Genomic DNA, 17,163 nt, shown 5'->3' on the forward strand with positions numbered 1-17,163 from the left:
CGAGGCTCTGGCGCGGCATTCTTAAATTCGAACGATGGTGGGGTTAGGGAAATTCTGATGTATCTCATTGCCTACAACGCCAGCAGACTGCTGATGAACAATGCGGGCAAGTCAGCGAATCTAGCTAGGCGTCAAATCAGTTTCAAGGCGAGCGTGCAAGCCCTGAGGCAATGGGAGCCAGCGCTGAACCGGCGGGGAGTGGGCTGCAGAGAAAAACGTCGCTTGATGGCTGAGCTCTATAAAGCGATTACACGGAATCTGCTGATAGAATGACCCGGACGACAAGAGCCTCGATGTGTGAAACGAAGGCCAAAACCATATGGCTTATTGACGAAGCACAGGCATGAAATGACCGATACCCTTCATCGAAACCGATATCGCGCAAAAGCTGCTTAACTTAGTGCCATTCTCATCCGACCCCAATTACTCAGTTATTTTTCATTGATTATGCCTGGGTATGGCTGTCTTAACGCAGCTCTCCTCCACCATCTATACATGACTGTTTAAAGTAAGAATTGTCTGAATAGTAGGCGTAAGAAATCTTTAAACCCAAAGAAGTCCTATAGGAGCAACTTGGAGTTCCCCGCCTACATGATGCTTCTACATTACCAAATGACTGGAAACACAGTGTTTTCATATCATCTATTTGTTCTTTATCATCCATTATGTACTCATCACACTGATTTTTAGAATAAAAAGTACATGAAAGAATACTAGGGCCAGGTCTTGCCTTTTGCTCGAGACCGCCCGTCGACACGAGCAGGCACAGGGTCAAAATGCTTCCTGCGCTGCAGTTTTATCCGTGCTGATGGCCCCTAAGTCCTGACTGCCGTATTGCTTGGGGTAGTATTTTGGGCCCTTTCTTTTCAGGATCGGCCGACAATTTGCCTACCTTTGTCGGTTCGGGTTACCTTCAATTGTGGCCGGAGCATCGGCCAGCAATACTGTTTTCAAAAAGTTGGAGGGATCCTCACTATGTTTCGGTTCGTATTTATTCTGTCCGCCATGCTCTTGGCTACTACGACTATTATTCACGCAAACCCCATGATTGAGGAGTTTGAAGCTCAATTAGAAGAGGCGGATCGCCAGGGGGTGACCGGCCCGGAAATCGAGCAACTCCGACAACTTCTTGAGCAGGTCAAGGCCGATGAAGCAAAGGATGCCGCCTATGCCGATTCCATGGATGACAATTCGTCTGGGGCGAGTATGGATGAAGGAAGCTCGGCGCCCTCGGCTGAAAATGCTGCAAATAACAACACGCTCACATACACCTCATCGGAAGGTGAAGATAAGTCCGTCAACGTTGACAAGTCCCAGCTGGAAAATTATGCAGGGGTGTATGCAAACGAACATCGCGATCCGGCTGTGGCTGACTTTCGGTATACGCTTCGGGCTGATGGCAGCGCAATGTTGGAACACCGCGTTTGTGAAAATTGTACACATGAACTCTCCGGCGAGGCCTCTTCAAGGGACTGGCAAATACAGTATGAAGCGATCGAGTGGGCGCCCATGGTGACGGAGACGGGCAGTCCAATGATGCGGAGTACCGAAGACATGAATGGTGAGGCGTTTGACGCTCGGGTTCTGATTGTCACGTTGCAAGGTGGAAAGGTGATGAGCTTGAACCACTATCGGGATGCAAAGGGTGATGCGTTGGGTGGACCTTATGGTGTGCCTCGCTATCGCCAGTAATTTCACATTGGGAAAAAACGAATACTAGGGTCAGGTTTTGCCTTTTGCTTTGAGCTTGCCTCTGAGCTCTGACCCTCTAAGTAAGCACTACCCGCCAAGGCCCTCCGGCAATATTCAATTTAAGATGCTAGGGTCGGGTCTTGCCTTTTGCCCCTCAGTTGAAGTGTTTCATTTGGCGAGGGGAAAGGGCTGATCCCATCGGTGCTTGGTGAGGGGGAGGGTTCCAGGACACAAAGGCAGAGTCTCACTTCGCAATGTACCCGCGTTACTAGCTCAGTTGGCTATCGATGACAAAGGCACGGGTTGATTATTAACCAATGGCCCGCTAGTATCTCCCAAAACGGGAGAGTCTTTGATGCGCGTGATAGCCAAGAGGTCATTGGTGCTGTTCTGGCAGCAGCCGGGGCAGGGTGACGCCAAAGGTCCGCTTGAAAGCTGGTATGAAGAAGTCACGCATGCGGTGTGGAGTTCACCGCAGGATGTAAAGAATCGCTACGGTACGGCAAGTTTCTGTGGCAAAAACCGTGTGGTTTTTAACATCGGCGGTAATAAATACCGCTTGGTTGTTGAGGTGCAGTACAGGGCGCAGATTGTCTGGGTGAAATTCATAGGCACTCATGCCCGTTACGATCAGATAGATGTGGAGACAGTCAATGAATGTTAAACCGATTCGCAATGATGACGACCTGACTGCTGCCTTCCAGCGTCTTGAGCATGTGTTCCAGGCTGAGGAGGGCACGCCTGAAGCGGATGAAATGGAGGTGCTGGTGACGCTGATCGAGGCGTACGAGAACAAGCATTATCCGATCCAGTCCGCTGACCCTATCGCGGCGATCAAGTTCAGGATGGATCAGGACGGCCTTACGCCGCGTGACCTGGAGCAATTCATTGGTCCGAGCGGCCGCGTCTCAGAAGTCCTTAACGGCAATCGAAGCCTGAGCGTTCGCATGATCAAGCGACTGCACGAGGGCCTACACATTCCATACGAGAGCCTGATGAGTGGTGTGGCTGCTTAATCTGCGGCGGGCCCGGATCGGTTGCTGATGAACGGTGCTGGGGTCCGGTGCTGGGGTCGGGTCTTGCCTTTTGCCTCTCGGTTAAAGGTAGCTTGGCAAAAGCCAAGACCTGGCCTTCTCGTTGTTAGATGAACCTTTCCACGATAGATCTCATTCTGTTTCCGGCTCCCGTGTGTGCCGTGGCTGAGCCGGGATAGTTGCCTCCGCATTCATTAGCCATTCAATCGTCTCCTGCCACAGTGTTTTCTCGAAACGAGGTTTGAAAAAACCTGCGTGCCTTACTGCGCCCTTTTGAAAATTAGAGACGTCCAGATGTCGACGGGTGACCTGGGCGTTCGGAAAATGGGTCAACAGATGGGCGACGTTGGCGTCGGGTGCCATGTCATCGTCGCTGAAGCTCCAGGAAAGCAGGGGCTGCTCAAGCGCTTGATAGCCGCTCAGGTCGAGTCCGAAGCGGGGATCGAATAGGTAGTCGGGGCTCCGCATCCACCGTGCCCATTTTCTGCTAACGGAGGCAGGTATATCCACGCCGCCCAGCCCCAGCCGGCGCGAAGGAAATTGATCTCGGAACGCTGAAAGGTAGGGTATCAGCACGCGAGAGACAGCGAGCATTCTGGCGTTCAGCGGAAAAGGCCAGCGGCGCCAGTAGGGTGCGGAGGCAGCCACATGAACAATGCGGGTGAGATCGCGTGAAGAGGGGGCCAGGCCGACCAATTGGCCGCCTATACTGTGGCCTAGCAAATGAATGGGATGGTGTTCTGGCAGGCCTCCTCTACGTTCTGTTGCGAAACGGATAACGGCCTCGATGTCCTGTTTTCCCCAGTCCTCAATGGCGACGGCGTAGGGCTCTGTTTTTGCGAGGGAGTCGCCCGTTCCGCGATAGTCAAATGTCAGGCAGTCAAAATGCTGAGATGCCAGATAACCTGCAAAATCGGCATAGAAAGACCGGGTAGCTGCCAGGGCAGGCGCGATGATTATGGTTCCACGTGGAGCATTCGCTTGATAGAGGGTTGCCTCGATCGGATAGCCATCCTCGCATAGCAGGTGTTGCGCACCGCGTTTGTCAGCGATGTCCTTGTCCATAAGTAGCTCCCCTTTTCCCAATTTCAAAAGATGCACAGGATTTTTATCGCCTGATCCCATAGGAACCTCGGCTTTATCGAACGATAATCCATGGCTTTAATACTTTTAGGATGTCACATACCTTTGGTATGTGAAAGCAGGGTATGCCTACAATTTATGGAGCTTCAAGCATGGAAACTCAGACCAGACGGCAGGCATACGCAGAAGAAACCCGCGAAGCTATTCTAGAAGCAGGTCACCGGCTTTTTAGCCGTCAGCGATTCAGTGGTACTTCCCTTGAGGCGATTGCGAAGGAGGCGAACGTAACCAAGGGGGCTGTGTATCACCATTTCAAGGGCAAGCGTGCTGTATTCAGCGCGTGTTTTGAGCGCCAGGCAAAGCAGGTGTCTGAGGTCATTGCCGCTGTCCCACAGCAGGATGACGACTGGGCTTACGCATTTGCCCAGTGTCGCGCCTTTCTGGATTATGTCGTTGGCCATGGCAAGCACACAATTGCACTGCAGGAAGTGATTACCGTACTGGGATGGGATGCTTGGCGTGCGATCGACTGCCATTACGCCATGGGCAATATCGAACGGGTCGTGGCGCGCCTGCAGGACAGCGGACGTATGAAACCTTATTCGCGAGAGCTGGTGGTTAATATGATTTATGGCCTGATCGTCAATGCCTCCATGAATCTGAATAGCCTGCCGGACGTTCATCAGGTCCACCAGGACTTGAACGGAATGCTGAGGGACATGTTGAATGGCCTAAAGCTTTAGTAATTGGAGCGTAATTAGGGTCAGATCAAGAGTAATGGGGATCGGATGAACTGAAACTGTAAGACCTGCCCCTTGCCCGGTGGGTGACACTCCTCTGCATCACAGTAACTACGTCTCCGCCGCTTCGCGGCTATGAAAGCCTACGTAAAGCTTTGCGTTGTACCGTAAGAAGAGGGCCGTTGATTCGGCGCGAGGCAGGAGCATGGTATTGTCATATGACAGCCATACAGGAGCACTCGCCATGAGCATGCACCGCAAAACCTATACGCTGACTGAACAACAAGACGGCTGGGTGGAAACCCAGGTTGAAAACGGGCACTTTGGAAACGATAGTGAATGCATCCTTGGTCTTGTTCTAAAGGACAAGCAGGCCAAGGAACGTTTTGCCATGTTGAGGCAAGCACTCGTTGAGGGAGAGTCAAGCGGCGTCCCGAAGCCGCTGAATATATTGGCTATCAAGGCGGTCGGCGGCGCAGTAATTGGGGTCCAGTAGTTGCGGTCAGATCAACGTTATGGCGACCAAAATCAATGAATTCAGTGTCATTGGTGCTTCCGCGCCTATCACGAAAAAATCTAGGCCATCCTGGAATCCCGCTATTCAGTCCCGGGAATCAACAGTCGTGATTGATGTCAGATGAACATCAATCTTATGCCCGGTTCTTGCGACGAATGACCTCCAGCACGGGCATCGCGAAAGACAAAGACCTGGTCCCATCACGCTCTTCGGAACACAGCTAAAGGTATGGATACATGTCATTAACGCGTTGGTTTTTCATCTCTTTTTTGCTCCTGTCCCTGGCCGGCTGTCAGTCGGCTTATTACGGCGCCATGGAGAAAGTGGGTGTCCACAAGCGCGATATCATGGTCAATCGCGTGGAGTCGGTTCAGGAGGCGCAGACCGATGCAAAGGAACAGTTTGAATCTGCCCTGGCGGAATTCCGCGCCATTGTTCAGATCAAGGATCAGGACCTGGCAGCACGTTACGACAGGCTGAATGACGAATACGAAGACAGTAAGGCCGCAGCTGAAGCGGTGTCAGAGCGCATCGATGCGGTCGAAAATGTATCCGAGGCATTGTTCGATGAGTGGGAAGATGAAATCGAGCTGTACAGCAGCGCCAACCTCAAGCGCGAAAGTGCAGCCAAGTTAAGCCAGACCAGACGGCAATACCAGGGGCTTATCAGCGCGATGCGCAGTGCAGAGTCACGCATGGAGCCGGTATTACGAGCCTTCCAGGATCAGGTGCTGTTTCTGAAGCACAACCTGAACGCGCGTGCCATCGACTCGCTGCAAGGTGAGCTGGGGGATATAGAAACGGATGTCGCTCAGTTGATCTGGGAGATGGAAAAATCCATTGCCGAATCGGAAGCCTTTATCGGCAGCCTGCAGGATTGAGGGGCAGGCGCTGGAGCCATCCGACTCCAGCGCCCGACAGTGGCCTTGCGGCCAGGGGTTGAACCTCAGCTCTGTGGCTTGATCAGGAACTTCTCGCCGGTTGCCTGCTTTCCGTAAACCGCCATCGAATCCAGCTGTAACGCGCCGGCCAGGGAGACCTCGTGGGTGTAGTGGCTGGCGAAGGTGGTCTTGATTTCGGCGGCTACGCGCTTGCGCATGGCGGCGGCGGTGTCCTTGCCCAGTTTTCCGAGCGCATTGAACAGCAAAAAGCCGTTTACACCCCAGGCAAAACCAAAGGTGCGGTTCAGCGTGATCGGGCCGCGATCCAGGCCGCCATAGATATACACCTGTTTGAAGATGGTCGATCCATACACGCTGTATTCCGTGATGTCCCGAGAAACAGCAGCTTCCATGCAGGTGAGAATATCACTGGCCAGACGACCGCCACCGATAGGGTCGAAGGCGATGGTCGCGCCGGTCTCGATCAGAGCCTGGGTCAGGTCTGCCATGAAGCTGTCGCTGCTGGAGTTGACCACGTACTTGGCACCCTGGTCGCGCAGCAAGGCTTCCTGTTCCGGCTTGCGGACAATATTGACCAGGTCGATGCCGTCGGCGATGCAGATGCGGTTGAGCATTTGCCCCAGGTTGGAGGCGGCGGCCGCGTGAACGATGGCCTTGTGACCTTCAGCGCGCATGGTTTCTACCATGGCCAGTGATGTCAGTGGATTGACGAAGCTGGAAGCGGCCTCGATTGGGGTGGTACCCGCTTCCAGTTCCAGACAGCTTTGCACGTTGGCGCGAAGATACTTGCGGTAACTGCCCCCGCCAATGAACGCAACGGTTTTGCCCATCAGGCTTTGCGCGGCTGCGGATGAGCCAGCGGCGACAACGATACCGGCGCCTTCATTGCCCACGGGTATAGCCTTGCCCACGCGCTTTTTGACGGCACCCATGAACTTGGCTGGCACGTCGGCCTTGATGACCGGACGCTGGGCGCTGCCGGATTGCTTGGCAGTCGTCATATCCGCCGCGCTGAACATCACGCCCAGGTCGGACGGGTTGATAGGGGCAGCTTCGATGCGGATGATGACTTCGTTTTCGCCGGGCTGCGGGATGTCGATCTCGCGCAGGGCGAGCTCCAGTGTGTTGTCTTCGCTGATGGTGGAAATAAGTTCGATGTTGGTGTCAGTCATATTTTTCTCCTGGAAATGGTAAGAGTTCTGGTCCTGAGGGCTTGCGTGACCCGCGTTGCTGAACGCTCTGATCATAACGCTGATTGTGGCTAAAACATCGCCATGGCAACCGATCACCGCCGTTTATGCCTCCTGAAACGTCGATTTTAGCCGCTACTTTTGCGTTTTCACGCTATTGGCAAAACGCCATAAGTCACGCAAGATCAACAGGCTGCGAGAATTTTTCGCACCCCCTCGGCAAGGATGCCCGATACGATGCTTTTTCGATCTATCGCCGCCCGCGCGCCCGGGCCGGCGTGCGCGATCTGTCCGCGGTAACCCACTAACTACCACGGAAGACCTTCATGAAATTGATCAAATTGCTGATTGTATTAGCGGCGACTACCTACCTGTTCGGCTGCGCCTCGGGCGCGAAACAGGAGAACATCACCTATCAGTCCATGCAGAAAGCGAAATATGCTCAGGAGCTGAACAAGAATGTTGCTTTGGATACGGTATCTGGCGGTCGCGAAACAAATCCAATGTGGACGTCCGAGATCAGCAACCAGTCTTTCCTGGGCGCACTACGCAACAGCTTGAGCAATCAGGGTCTGTATAGCGATAAGGGTCGCTACAATCTGCAGGTAGCGATGGTCGGCGTCGACAAACCCCTGGTGGGCTTTGATATGACGGTGACGACTCGCGTTCGCTACACGCTGGTGGATACGAAGACCAATCAGAAGGTATTCGAGGAGCTGGTGGTGGCGCCGCATACCGCGACGGTGGGTGACGCCTTTGTTGCGGTTACACGGTTGCGTCTGGCCAACGAAGGTTCGGCAAAAAAGAACATCGAGAACTTCCTGCGGCGCCTCGCTCAGCTGAAGATTGAGCCCCAGCAGGTTTCATTGGTGAAGTAATGGCTCAGGCCGTGTCTGTCAGGCACGGCTTTGCACTTGCTGTAATTGCCGCCCCACGGGCTCGGACTTGCTCTTTTCTGCCGGATGCTCCATAGCGAAACTTTTTAGATAATCACGGAGCCCCTGCGGCAACTGCTCTTATTGACTGAAGCGCGGTTGCCATAGCAGGCTCCGGCCCCCTTTGTGGGCCGGAGCCTTTGGTATACCGGTTTGCGGTTATTCAGGCTAGGATTTGAGTTACAACCGGTCATAAGCAGGACACTTACGTGAGCTACCCGTTAAACAAGACCATCGACGAGACCTTTCTTCTGCAGGCTGTCCGATTGGCCGTTGAGTCCGTAGGCAAGGGAGGTGGACCCTTTGGCGCGTTGGTGGTTCGCAATGGCGAGGTTCTCGCTCAGGCGGCGAACCGGGTGACCCTGGACTGCGATCCCACTGCACACGCCGAGGTGCTGGCCATACGTCTGGCCGCCAGCGATCTGGCCAGTCCGCACCTGGAGGACACTACGCTGTATGCCAGTTGTGAGCCCTGTCCCATGTGTCTGGCCGCCGCCCACTGGGCACGTATTCCGCGTATTGTTTTCGCCGCATCCCAGGAGACGGCGAACCTTGCGGGCTTTGCTGACGGGAATATTGCCGAGCAGCTTTACGGCCAGACACACCCGGTGCGTATGCAAGAGTTGGGGCTGTCCCAGCTGGAGGTCGAAGACCCGGGCGCGCCTTTTCTGGCCTGGTTGGTCAAGCACGATCGGCAACCCTATTGATTGCCTGGCTGCGGCCGCGCGGATAAGCAGGGTGCAAGGCCTGCAGATCATAGCTGGCGCGGTAGCGGTTCTGCGCTGAGATCTTCCTCCCGCGTGTCCTTAGGCACCGCATCTGGTTCCGGTTTGTGCGGTTCCTGGTCAGTATTTTCTTCAAACTCGGTATACCGTGGATCCAGCTCCGCCAGACCCAGTGCCGCCTCGGGTGAGAGGGTAATGAACTGTTGCTGATCGACGACAGCCGGGCGCTTGCGACTGGGGCCGAACAGCATGAACAGGATCAGCCCGCCGAGAATCAGTGCATTGCTGATAAACAGACCGCGGGGGCCGAGCAGCTCCATGAAAAGCGCACTGAGTGGCGCACCGATGCAGCTGCCGACGCCGTAGCTCAGGAGCAGGGCGGTGCTGGTAGCGGTGATCTGGTGGCTTTCCATCAGGTCGTTGGTAATGGCCACGGCAATAGGGTAGAGCGTGGCGGTAATGCCCATATACAAGCCGACAAAGATCACCAGCAAGGTCATGTTGAAATCGCCAACCAACGCCGCTGCCAAGCTGCAGATGGCGGCCACGCAAGAGGCCACCAGCATGACCTGGTGGCGGTCGTAACGGTCGCACAGGCGGCCCACGGGCCAGGCCAGAATCATTGCGGCAATGATGGATGCGGCCATGAAATTCGAGAGTTGCTTGATGTCCAGACCGATACGATTGGCAAACACCGGCCCCATGGCGTAGAAAGCGCTGATCAGCAGCCCGGCCACCAGTGCTCCCAAGGCGCCCTGTGGAGACGCCTTGTACAGTTTGCGCAGTGACATGCGCTCGCTCTGGGCGATGGTCGGGGAAGCTTCGCGCGTCAGGGACAGGGGTACCAGCGCAAGGGCGATCAGAATGGCCGCCAGGGAGAAGGGAATGAAGCCGCCCGGATCACTGACCCGTATAAGCACCTGCCCGCCAGCTGTGGAAAGAAAGAACACCAACTGATATACCGCGAACAGAGTCGCGCGATTGCGGTTGTCGGCCTTGCTGCTGAACCAGCTTTCCATGACGATCATCAGGCCGGCCATGACAAAGCCGCCCAGCGCGCGTAGCAGCCCCCATAGTTCAGCCTGCACGGCCATCGGATACACCAGGATCGACGCGGAGAGGATGGCGGCAAACACGGCAAAGGCACGGATGTGTCCGACCTTTTCGATGATACGTCCAGCCCATAGGGTTCCGGCGACAAAGCCGAGGGAGTAGAACACCAGAATCCAGCCGATCAGGCTGGCGCTGAACTCCTCCATGCTCAGGCGCAGGCCGAGCAGAGTCATCAGGAAGGCGTTACCGCTGATCAGCAAAATGATACTGGTAATCAGCGATGACAGGGTCAGGGCGGTTCGTTGCATTGAAACTCCGGGGACGTGCTGGGCGTATAGACATACCTTGAAGCGGTATCTCGCTGCCTGGGACAAACACAAAACGTTGCCGTTCCCCTTGCAGGATAGCTAAGCCTCAATCGACCGGATTTTGCTCCGTTCTGACGTAAAAAATGGCTAGAGAACGCCCGGCAGCCAGGTGACCAGGCCAGGCCACAGGGCCACGATCACTAGCATCAGGATCTGGATGGCTATGAACGGCAGCACCCCGCGATAGATTGCCGAGGTCGGCACGTCGGGGTGTGTGACCCCGCGCAGGTAGAACAGGGCAAAGCCGAAGGGGGGAGTCAGAAAGGATGTTTGCAGATTGAGGGCGATCATGACCCCCAACCAGATAGGATCGATGCCCATCATCAACAGCACCGGACCGACAATGGGAACGACCACGAATGTGATCTCGATAAAATCAAGAATGAAGCCGAGCAGGAAGATGACCAGCATGACCAGCAGCGTTGCGGTAAAGGCGCCGCCCGGTAGCTGTTGAAACAGGTTGTGGATCATCTCTTCGCCACCAAAGCCGCGAAACACCAGGGAGAATATCGAAGCGCCGATAAGGATCATGAACACCATGGCACTGATCTCGGTAGTCGCGCGGCTGACCTCGCGAAGTCGTGCAATGGACAACTGGCCGTTGGCCAGCGCCAGCAACATCGCGCCGATGGCTCCTACCGCCGCGGCTTCTGTTGGTGTGGCTATGCCGGCAAGTATCGAGCCGAGTACCGCAGCGATGAGCAGTAGGGGTGGGAACAGGCTACCGAGTAGGCCGATGATACTCACCTGGCCACGCTCTTCGACCGGTAGTGCCGGCATCTTTTCGGGTTGCCAGAGCGCTACGGCGATCAGGTACAGCAGGTAGAGTCCAACCAACAGCAGCCCGGGCAACAGGGAGCCAATGAACAGGTCGCCTACCGTGACTGTTTCGGGTGAGAAGATCCCCATGCGCAGCTGTGCCTGTTGGTAGGCATTGGAGAGCACATCGCCGAGCAGTACGAGAATGATCGAGGGCGGAATGATCTGACCCAACGTACCAGTAGCGGCCAGGGTTCCTGTGGCCAGGGCAGGATCATAGCCGCGGCGCAGCATTGTTGGTAATGCCAACAGGCCGAGCGTGACCACAGTGGCGCCGACAATACCGGTGCTGGCCGCCAGCAATGCCCCGACCAGCAAGACAGAAAACGCGAGACCGCCGCGCAGGCCCCCGAACAGTTGTGACATGGACTCCAGCAGCTTCTCGGCCACCCGGGATTTCTCCAGCATGACCCCCATGAAAACAAACAATGGCACTGCCAGCAGTGTCTGATTGTTCATCGTGCCGAACAGTCGGCTGGGCAGTGCGCCGAAGAAGCTTGGGTCAAACAGGCCGAGCATTACGCCGGCCCCGGCAAACAGCAGGGAGATGCCTCCCAGGGTAAAGGCGACAGGGTAGCCGAGCATCAAAGCCAGGCAGAGACAGACAAACAGCGCGATGGCCATCAGCTCGGGCATTACAGGTGCTCTCCGTGCTTCGCTGGCAAATGGCTGGGTAGTGCTCCGGTAAGTACGCAGAGCGTTTTGATGATCTGTGCCAGAGCCTGGAGCAGCAAGGTGGACACCAGTAGCAGGATGATGCTTTTTTGCAGATACACCCAGGACAGGCCTCCGGCATCAGCCGAGCGTTCCTGGCGTGCCCAGGACACTGCTACGTAATCCCAGCAATTCCATGCCAGAAACAGACAGACCGGAAGCATAAAGAACAGACTGCCGGTGAGATCGACCAGCGCCTGGCGCCGCGGCGACATGCGCCTGAAGAAAATGTCGACCCGCACATGGGCATCGCGCTGCAGAGCCCAGGCTGCGGCGCCCATGAAAACCAGGGCGTGTGCGTATAGAACCAGCTCCTGCATGGCGGTGGCGCCAACGCCGAAAGCATACCGCAGCAGCACTACCGCACCGGTCAGCAGAACCATCAGCAGGGTCAGCCACGACAGGGTGCGACCCAGCCAGCCTGTCAGGTGATCAATGGCGCTGGCTATCGTCAAACAGCGGGTTGCAGGGCGGCCTGGCATGGCTTGTCCGTGGTTGGTGCGCCGGAAAACCCGGCGTATCAGGAAGGGATTACCCGCGTCCGGCCCCGATCATCGATAGCAACGAACACAAAGATTGCTTCGGTGACCTTGCGACTGCCCTCATGTGCGAGGTCCTCACTCCAGACCTCCACCAGCATCTTCACCGAACTGCGGCCGACTTCGAGCACATGGGAGTGAAAGGCCAGCTGGGCGCCCACAGGCACCGGGACCATGAAGCCCATGCGGTCTATTGCCACTGTGGCTACCCGACCCCGGGCCAGCCGCGAGGCGGTGCTGGTGCCGGCCACGTCCATCTGGGAGACCAGCCAGCCGCCATAAATGTCACCAAAGCTGTTGCTGTCGCGTGGCAATGCGGTGATTTTCAGCGCCAACTCCCCCGTTGGCACCGGATCCTTGTCTATCTCTTGCATGGGATACTCGAATAAGGGTCTGTTGTAATTGTTTTATCCGCTTGCGTGCTGCGTCTATTGACATTCGCAAAGCCTGTCTATGGTAAGAGATTGCGGGCCGTGTCTCAATGCTTGTGTGCCGGGCAATGTGCCACAGACCGGCACGGGCAGAGGGTTCTCTGCAGGCGACTCGCAAGATGGTCACACAATTGTCCTATTCCGGCAGTACGGTTGACGCATGTCTGTTATGTGGTGGCAGGTGAGCCTTCGCCGCCTGATGACGGTTTTCTCGACAATCAGCAGGAAGACAAAAGTGATGAAGGAAGACAACGAGGTCTTTACCCAGCACATATCCACGCAGTTCAACGAGGATCTGGAGGGCATCCGCACCCAGACGCTGGAGATGGGCGGTCTGGTCGAGAAGCAGATCAATGACGCCATCACCGCGCTGATTGAGGGAGACGCGGTCCTCGGTGAACAGGTGCGCGCCGCTGATGATCTGGTTAACCAGATGGAGCGCAAGATTGACGAGGAGTGCATGCGCATACTCGCGCGGCGCCAGCCCGCCGCCAGCGATTTGCGCCTGATAATGTGCATAACCAAGATCGTTGTGGACCTGGAGCGTATTGGTGATGAAGCGTCGAAGATCGCCAAACGGGCCCTGCTGCTGGTTGACGAAGGCCAGTCGCCACAGGGTTATGTCGAATGCCGCCATATCGGTGCCCATGTGCGGCAAATGGTACAGGACGCATTGAGCGCTTTTGCGCGGCTCGACAGCGACCAGGCTTTATTGGTGGCCCGCGAGGACAAGATCGTGGACAAGGAGTACAAGAGCGCCATGCGCGAGATGGTTACCTACATGATGGAAGACCCTCGATCCATAAGTCGCGTACTGAGTATCCTCTGGGTGCTGCGCTCACTTGAGCGGGTGGGTGACCATGCGCGAAACGTAGCAGAGCAGGTCATATTTCTGGTCAAGGGCACCGACGTGCGTTATCAGGGACTCGAGCGCATGCAGGAAACGGTCAGGAAGGATTAGGAGAAGCTTTTCTCGCGTTTGGGGCATAGACGCGACGCCCGGTTTTGGGTATGTTTTGGGACACTGAAGCTAACTGTATCTCTGCTGGGCAGTAGAGTCATGTGACGCTTGCGATTCCTCTTCCCAACTCTGGAGCTTCCATGGAGATCACTTCCTACAGTATGAATTGGCACTACCCGACCGCGATGCGTGTGGGTGCAGGTCGCATTCGTGAACTCGGCAAATCCTGTAAACAGCTGGGCATGAAGGCACCATTGCTGGTCACCGATCCAGGCTTGGCGGCGATGACCATGGTTGAAGAGGCATTGCAGAATTGCCGCGACGCTGGTTTGCAGGTAGGACTGTTCAGCAGCATCAAGGGCAATCCCACCGGTGGCAACGTGGCCGACGGGGTAGCAGCGCTGAAGGCCGGGGGGCACGATGGCGTGATTGCCTTTGGTGGTGGCTCCGCCATCGACGCAGCCAAGGCCGTGGCGCTGATCGCACATCAGACCTGCACCCTGTGGGAAGCCGGTCCGGCTACAGTGGACGCAAGCAAGATGCTGCCGGTAGTTGCCGTGCCCACCACTGCCGGTACCGGGTCGGAAGTCGGCCAGGCGGTAGTGATCACCGACGATGAGAACCACGTCAAGCGGCCCATTTTTCACCTCAAGATGGTTCCAGGTATCGTTATCCTTGACCCGGAGCTGACCCTGGGCCTGCCGGCCAAGCTCACTGCAGCAACCGGGATGGACGCCCTGGCGCACAACCTCGAAGCCTATTGCACACCGGTCTACCATCCAATGGCAGAGGGCGTAGCTCTGGAGGGTATGCGGCTGGTCAAGGAGTTTCTGCCCCGTGCAACGGCCAACGGTCAGGACGTGGATGCCCGTCAACAGATGTTGGTGGCGTCGAGCATGGGGGCGGTTGCCTTCCAGCGGGGCCTCGGCGCCATTCACGCGGTATCGCACAGCCTTGGCGCTCTGTATGACAGCCACCACGGTTTGTTGAACGCTATTGTCATGCCCTATGTTCTGGTAGCCAATCGAGCGGCCATCGAGCCGGAAATGCAGCGGTTGGCACGTTACCTGGACTTGCCTACTGCCGGTTTTGAGGGCGTTCTGGAGTGGGTTCTGGCACTGCGCGCGGAACTGCAAATCCCCCACACGCTGGCCGAGATCGGCATGGACGACACCCAGGCAGAACTGGTCGGCAAGATGTCAGCCAAGGATGTCGCAGCCAGAACCAACGCTCTCAAGTTTGATGCCGGCCAGTATCAGCAGCTGTTTCTCAATGCCCTGCGCGGGGTGCTCTAGGATATTTCTCAAACTTCACTATCAAGATGCAAGCCGCGGCATGGACCAGTTCCTGCCGCGGCTCGTCCTCAGGCCAGGGTAACCTCAATGCCGGCACCGACCATAACTATGCTGCCTGCTTCCGGCTCCTGCATGGTGATTTTCCTCTTGGCTGCAGGTGCGTCTACGGCGTTGCCCTGTTTGTCTACGGCCGAGAGTTCCTGATCCAGCAACTCGGCAAGCTGTAGTGCCTCTTCCCAATTTTTGTCTATCAGGGCGGGTACCACACGAATCTCGCTGGCGCGTGCCGGCGCGGGCACCGGCACGATCTTGAAAGTCACCTTGGCGGCGGCACTGGACTGAAAACCGTAGCGATTGGTCAGGTCCGCATTGACTGGTGCCGCATAAAGCCGTGCTGCCGGCAGCTGGGAATGTACCAGCCTCGAGCTGTTCAGGTCGCTCAGGTTCAACTGCGCGATCTTTCCCTTCGCTGGTATAGGGGCGGGTGGCTGGGTACGGGTGTCGCCGCTGATGCTCAGTGCTACCTGAATCTCACCTGTGGTTTCTGGCAGGGCATAGAAAGTTGGTTGATATCCAATCTCCTGCAGCAAGCGCAGTTCAGCATCCCCCCCTTCGCTGTAGATCGCCAGTACCTTGGCCAGCGAGCCCTGGTCCAGAGCTTCCTGGGCCTGGGCGACCCCCTGCCCGACGGCTGCAATTATTTCACCGATGGGTGCTGCCATCACGTCGCTGACCAGATTCTTGATGGTTGTCATTGCGTTTATCCTGTGTGCTTAGGCTTGGGTGAAAACCACCATGATGCTCTCGCCGGGGCTTACCTGCGTGCCCTTGGCGGGTAGCTGACGTATGGCCTGACCAATCGGCAGGCTGGAGTTGGTAACGCTCTGATAGGCAGCATCCATGTTCAACCCCATATCTCTGGCCAGACGTCGGGCCAGCGTTTCGGTGAGTTCGGTGAAGTCGGGTACGCTGATCAGCCCCTCGTCTTCGCTCACGGCGGCGTCGGGCAAGAACTCCAGGTTTACATCGGTGAACATGCCTGCTGCGCCCTTGTTGTTCAGATCCGCCAGGGTCGGCATGGTCAACTGGTTACCCGAGACCAGGGTCTTGAGGTTGAGGGACACCTTGCCCAGTCGGTATGGCACCGCTTCGTTGTTGAGTGCCATCTGCGCCTCCTGCAACTGTTTACCGATATTGGCATACAGCTCACCAGCACCTACCTGGGTATTCATCTGCTGCTTCAGCTGTTCGGCTTCGTCCTTGGCCTTGGCGGCTTCCTCCATTGCAGCACTCGACACCTTGGCCATTTCCTTCAGGCGCTCGGTATAGCTGGTCAGTTCCAGGTTCTTGGCATTGATGGTCTGTTGCAGTTGCATTGCACGTATGTCGTAGTCTGCTGCCTGACGGATGATCTGCTCGTTCAGGTTTAGCTTCATGGTTTCGGTAGCCAGGGTGAATTGCTCGTTTACCGGTTTGCTCGAGGCAGTGGTGGCGGGCTTTGCCTTGAGCTCCCTCTCCAGCGTCGCAATCCTGCTCTGCGCCAGACGCAGCTCCTGTGTGGTCTTGAGGTTGTTCTGCTCGAGCTGCACCATCTGCATCTGTTTCTGGTTCAGCTCGGTATCCTGTAGCTCTATGCGCTTGGTCAGGTCGGCATTCATGCGCAACTGCGCGGTGCTCGGTTGTTCCACAATCTGCGGCTTTACGAAGGCTGTAATAGGCGCGCCAGCCATGGTCATGCGGGCGGTCGCAGCGCTAACTTGGGGTGCAGGCGGACGGGGTACACCGGCTATCAGGTAGTCATCTGTCTGGCTGAAGGGAGCTGTGTGGTCGCTGCGCGCGATGGCGTTATTGGCCAGACGTTGTATCTGTCCGAAGGATAGGTGAGCGGAGGTAGCCGACGCGACCTGCACCAGGCCACCTTCAGCAAGGACCCGGGCAGGCTGCCCCGAGACGCTGGCTTCACACAGGCGCATGGCCGGCAGTATTTCACCGCCGGAAGTCAGTTTGGTTTTCAGAGAAAAGCGACCCTGGGCGTTCAGTGCAGCCTTGGCCTGGGCGCGCCAGGCCTTGCGGGTCAGATCATAGATCTGCACCTGTACTGTACCGGTGGCGGGTTTGCCGTCGGCTTCCAGCACGACGCCAGTGATACTCCATTGCATGAAGGT

19 protein-coding genes are annotated in these 17,163 nt (G+C 56.5%); 11 read left to right on the forward strand and 8 right to left on the reverse strand.

Annotation, left to right across the window (positions count from 1 at the left end):
• Nucleotides 1-57 precede the first annotated feature (57 nt).
• The 4 genes from IEV54_RS06340 to IEV54_RS06355 all read left to right on the forward strand — a co-directional run bounded on the left by IEV54_RS06340 (nucleotide 58) and on the right by IEV54_RS06355 (nucleotide 2,708).
• The gene (locus IEV54_RS06340) at nucleotides 58-273 is read left to right on the forward strand and encodes a hypothetical protein (RefSeq protein WP_150276484.1); all 216 of its coding nucleotides are present in this window, start codon (nucleotides 58-60) and stop codon (nucleotides 271-273) included.
• Between the two features lie 702 nt (nucleotides 274-975).
• Nucleotides 976-1,692, forward strand: coding sequence for a hypothetical protein (locus IEV54_RS06345; protein ID WP_150276485.1), 717 nt, complete (start codon nucleotides 976-978; stop codon nucleotides 1,690-1,692).
• Nucleotides 1,693-2,047: 355 nt separating this feature from the next.
• Nucleotides 2,048-2,356 (forward strand): type II toxin-antitoxin system HigB family toxin, encoded by a 309-nt coding sequence (locus tag IEV54_RS06350; protein WP_150276486.1) that lies wholly within the window; start codon nucleotides 2,048-2,050, stop codon nucleotides 2,354-2,356.
• Entirely contained in the window at nucleotides 2,346-2,708 is a 363-nt protein-coding gene (locus tag IEV54_RS06355; RefSeq protein ID WP_150276487.1) for a helix-turn-helix domain-containing protein, read from the forward strand. The genes IEV54_RS06350 and IEV54_RS06355 overlap by 11 nt, the downstream gene beginning before the upstream one ends.
• A gap of 150 nt (nucleotides 2,709-2,858) precedes the next feature.
• Here IEV54_RS06355 and IEV54_RS06360 read toward each other — a convergent pair whose 3' ends face one another.
• Complete coding sequence (locus IEV54_RS06360; RefSeq protein ID WP_188434345.1) at nucleotides 2,859-3,791, reverse strand: alpha/beta hydrolase family protein; 933 nt, start codon at nucleotides 3,789-3,791, stop codon at nucleotides 2,859-2,861.
• Nucleotides 3,792-3,961: 170 nt separating this feature from the next.
• Here IEV54_RS06360 and IEV54_RS06365 point away from each other — a divergent pair, with 170 nt between their 5' ends.
• From IEV54_RS06365 to IEV54_RS06375, 3 genes are all read left to right on the forward strand, one after another.
• Entirely contained in the window at nucleotides 3,962-4,552 is a 591-nt protein-coding gene (locus IEV54_RS06365; RefSeq protein ID WP_188434346.1) for a TetR/AcrR family transcriptional regulator, read from the forward strand.
• A gap of 241 nt (nucleotides 4,553-4,793) precedes the next feature.
• The gene (locus IEV54_RS06370) at nucleotides 4,794-5,045 is read left to right on the forward strand and encodes a ribbon-helix-helix domain-containing protein (protein WP_150276490.1); all 252 of its coding nucleotides are present in this window, start codon (nucleotides 4,794-4,796) and stop codon (nucleotides 5,043-5,045) included.
• A 257-nt stretch (nucleotides 5,046-5,302) separates the two neighbouring features.
• Nucleotides 5,303-5,947: a DUF2959 domain-containing protein gene (locus tag IEV54_RS06375; protein ID WP_150276491.1), complete on the forward strand. Its 645-nt coding sequence runs from the start codon at nucleotides 5,303-5,305 to the stop codon at nucleotides 5,945-5,947.
• 65 nt (nucleotides 5,948-6,012) lie between these two features.
• Here the strand turns inward: IEV54_RS06375 and IEV54_RS06380 are convergent, their stop codons facing one another.
• Nucleotides 6,013-7,140: a zinc-binding dehydrogenase gene (locus tag IEV54_RS06380; protein ID WP_150276492.1), complete on the reverse strand. Its 1,128-nt coding sequence runs from the start codon at nucleotides 7,138-7,140 to the stop codon at nucleotides 6,013-6,015.
• A gap of 344 nt (nucleotides 7,141-7,484) precedes the next feature.
• Here IEV54_RS06380 and IEV54_RS06385 point away from each other — a divergent pair, with 344 nt between their 5' ends.
• On the forward strand, nucleotides 7,485-8,036 hold the full coding sequence (locus IEV54_RS06385) for a hypothetical protein (protein ID WP_150276493.1): 552 nt from the start codon (nucleotides 7,485-7,487) through the stop codon (nucleotides 8,034-8,036).
• A 266-nt stretch (nucleotides 8,037-8,302) separates the two neighbouring features.
• Nucleotides 8,303-8,800 (forward strand): nucleoside deaminase, encoded by a 498-nt coding sequence (locus IEV54_RS06390; protein WP_150276494.1) that lies wholly within the window; start codon nucleotides 8,303-8,305, stop codon nucleotides 8,798-8,800.
• Nucleotides 8,801-8,847: 47 nt separating this feature from the next.
• Here IEV54_RS06390 and IEV54_RS06395 read toward each other — a convergent pair whose 3' ends face one another.
• The 4 genes from IEV54_RS06395 to IEV54_RS06410 form a co-directional block, all read right to left on the reverse strand.
• A complete protein-coding gene (locus IEV54_RS06395) occupies nucleotides 8,848-10,179 on the reverse strand; it encodes an MFS transporter (RefSeq protein ID WP_150276495.1) in 1,332 nt (443 codons plus the stop codon).
• Between the two features lie 147 nt (nucleotides 10,180-10,326).
• Nucleotides 10,327-11,694: a TRAP transporter large permease gene (locus IEV54_RS06400; RefSeq protein WP_150276496.1), complete on the reverse strand. Its 1,368-nt coding sequence runs from the start codon at nucleotides 11,692-11,694 to the stop codon at nucleotides 10,327-10,329.
• Nucleotides 11,694-12,254, reverse strand: coding sequence for a TRAP transporter small permease subunit (locus tag IEV54_RS06405; RefSeq protein ID WP_150276497.1), 561 nt, complete (start codon nucleotides 12,252-12,254; stop codon nucleotides 11,694-11,696). Before IEV54_RS06405 ends, IEV54_RS06400 begins: the two co-directional genes overlap by 1 nt.
• 38 nt (nucleotides 12,255-12,292) lie before the next feature.
• Complete coding sequence (locus IEV54_RS06410) at nucleotides 12,293-12,685, reverse strand: acyl-CoA thioesterase (RefSeq protein WP_150276498.1); 393 nt, start codon at nucleotides 12,683-12,685, stop codon at nucleotides 12,293-12,295.
• Between the two features lie 295 nt (nucleotides 12,686-12,980).
• On the opposite strand from IEV54_RS06410, the gene phoU reads away from it, so the two are divergent.
• Entirely contained in the window at nucleotides 12,981-13,703 is a 723-nt protein-coding gene (phoU, locus tag IEV54_RS06415; RefSeq protein WP_150276499.1) for a phosphate signaling complex protein PhoU, read from the forward strand.
• A gap of 140 nt (nucleotides 13,704-13,843) precedes the next feature.
• Complete coding sequence (locus IEV54_RS06420; protein ID WP_150276500.1) at nucleotides 13,844-14,998, forward strand: iron-containing alcohol dehydrogenase; 1,155 nt, start codon at nucleotides 13,844-13,846, stop codon at nucleotides 14,996-14,998.
• A gap of 68 nt (nucleotides 14,999-15,066) precedes the next feature.
• Here the strand turns inward: IEV54_RS06420 and IEV54_RS06425 are convergent, their stop codons facing one another.
• Together IEV54_RS06425 and IEV54_RS06430 are read right to left on the reverse strand one after the other, a co-directional pair.
• Entirely contained in the window at nucleotides 15,067-15,753 is a 687-nt protein-coding gene (locus tag IEV54_RS06425) for a hypothetical protein (protein WP_150276501.1), read from the reverse strand.
• An 18-nt stretch (nucleotides 15,754-15,771) separates the two neighbouring features.
• On the reverse strand, nucleotides 15,772-17,157 hold the full coding sequence (locus IEV54_RS06430; RefSeq protein ID WP_150276502.1) for a PASTA domain-containing protein: 1,386 nt from the start codon (nucleotides 17,155-17,157) through the stop codon (nucleotides 15,772-15,774).
• Between the last annotated feature and the right edge of the window lie 6 nt (nucleotides 17,158-17,163).

This window comes from Halopseudomonas salina (assembly GCF_014637955.1).
GTDB lineage: Bacteria > Pseudomonadota > Gammaproteobacteria > Pseudomonadales > Pseudomonadaceae > Halopseudomonas > Halopseudomonas salina.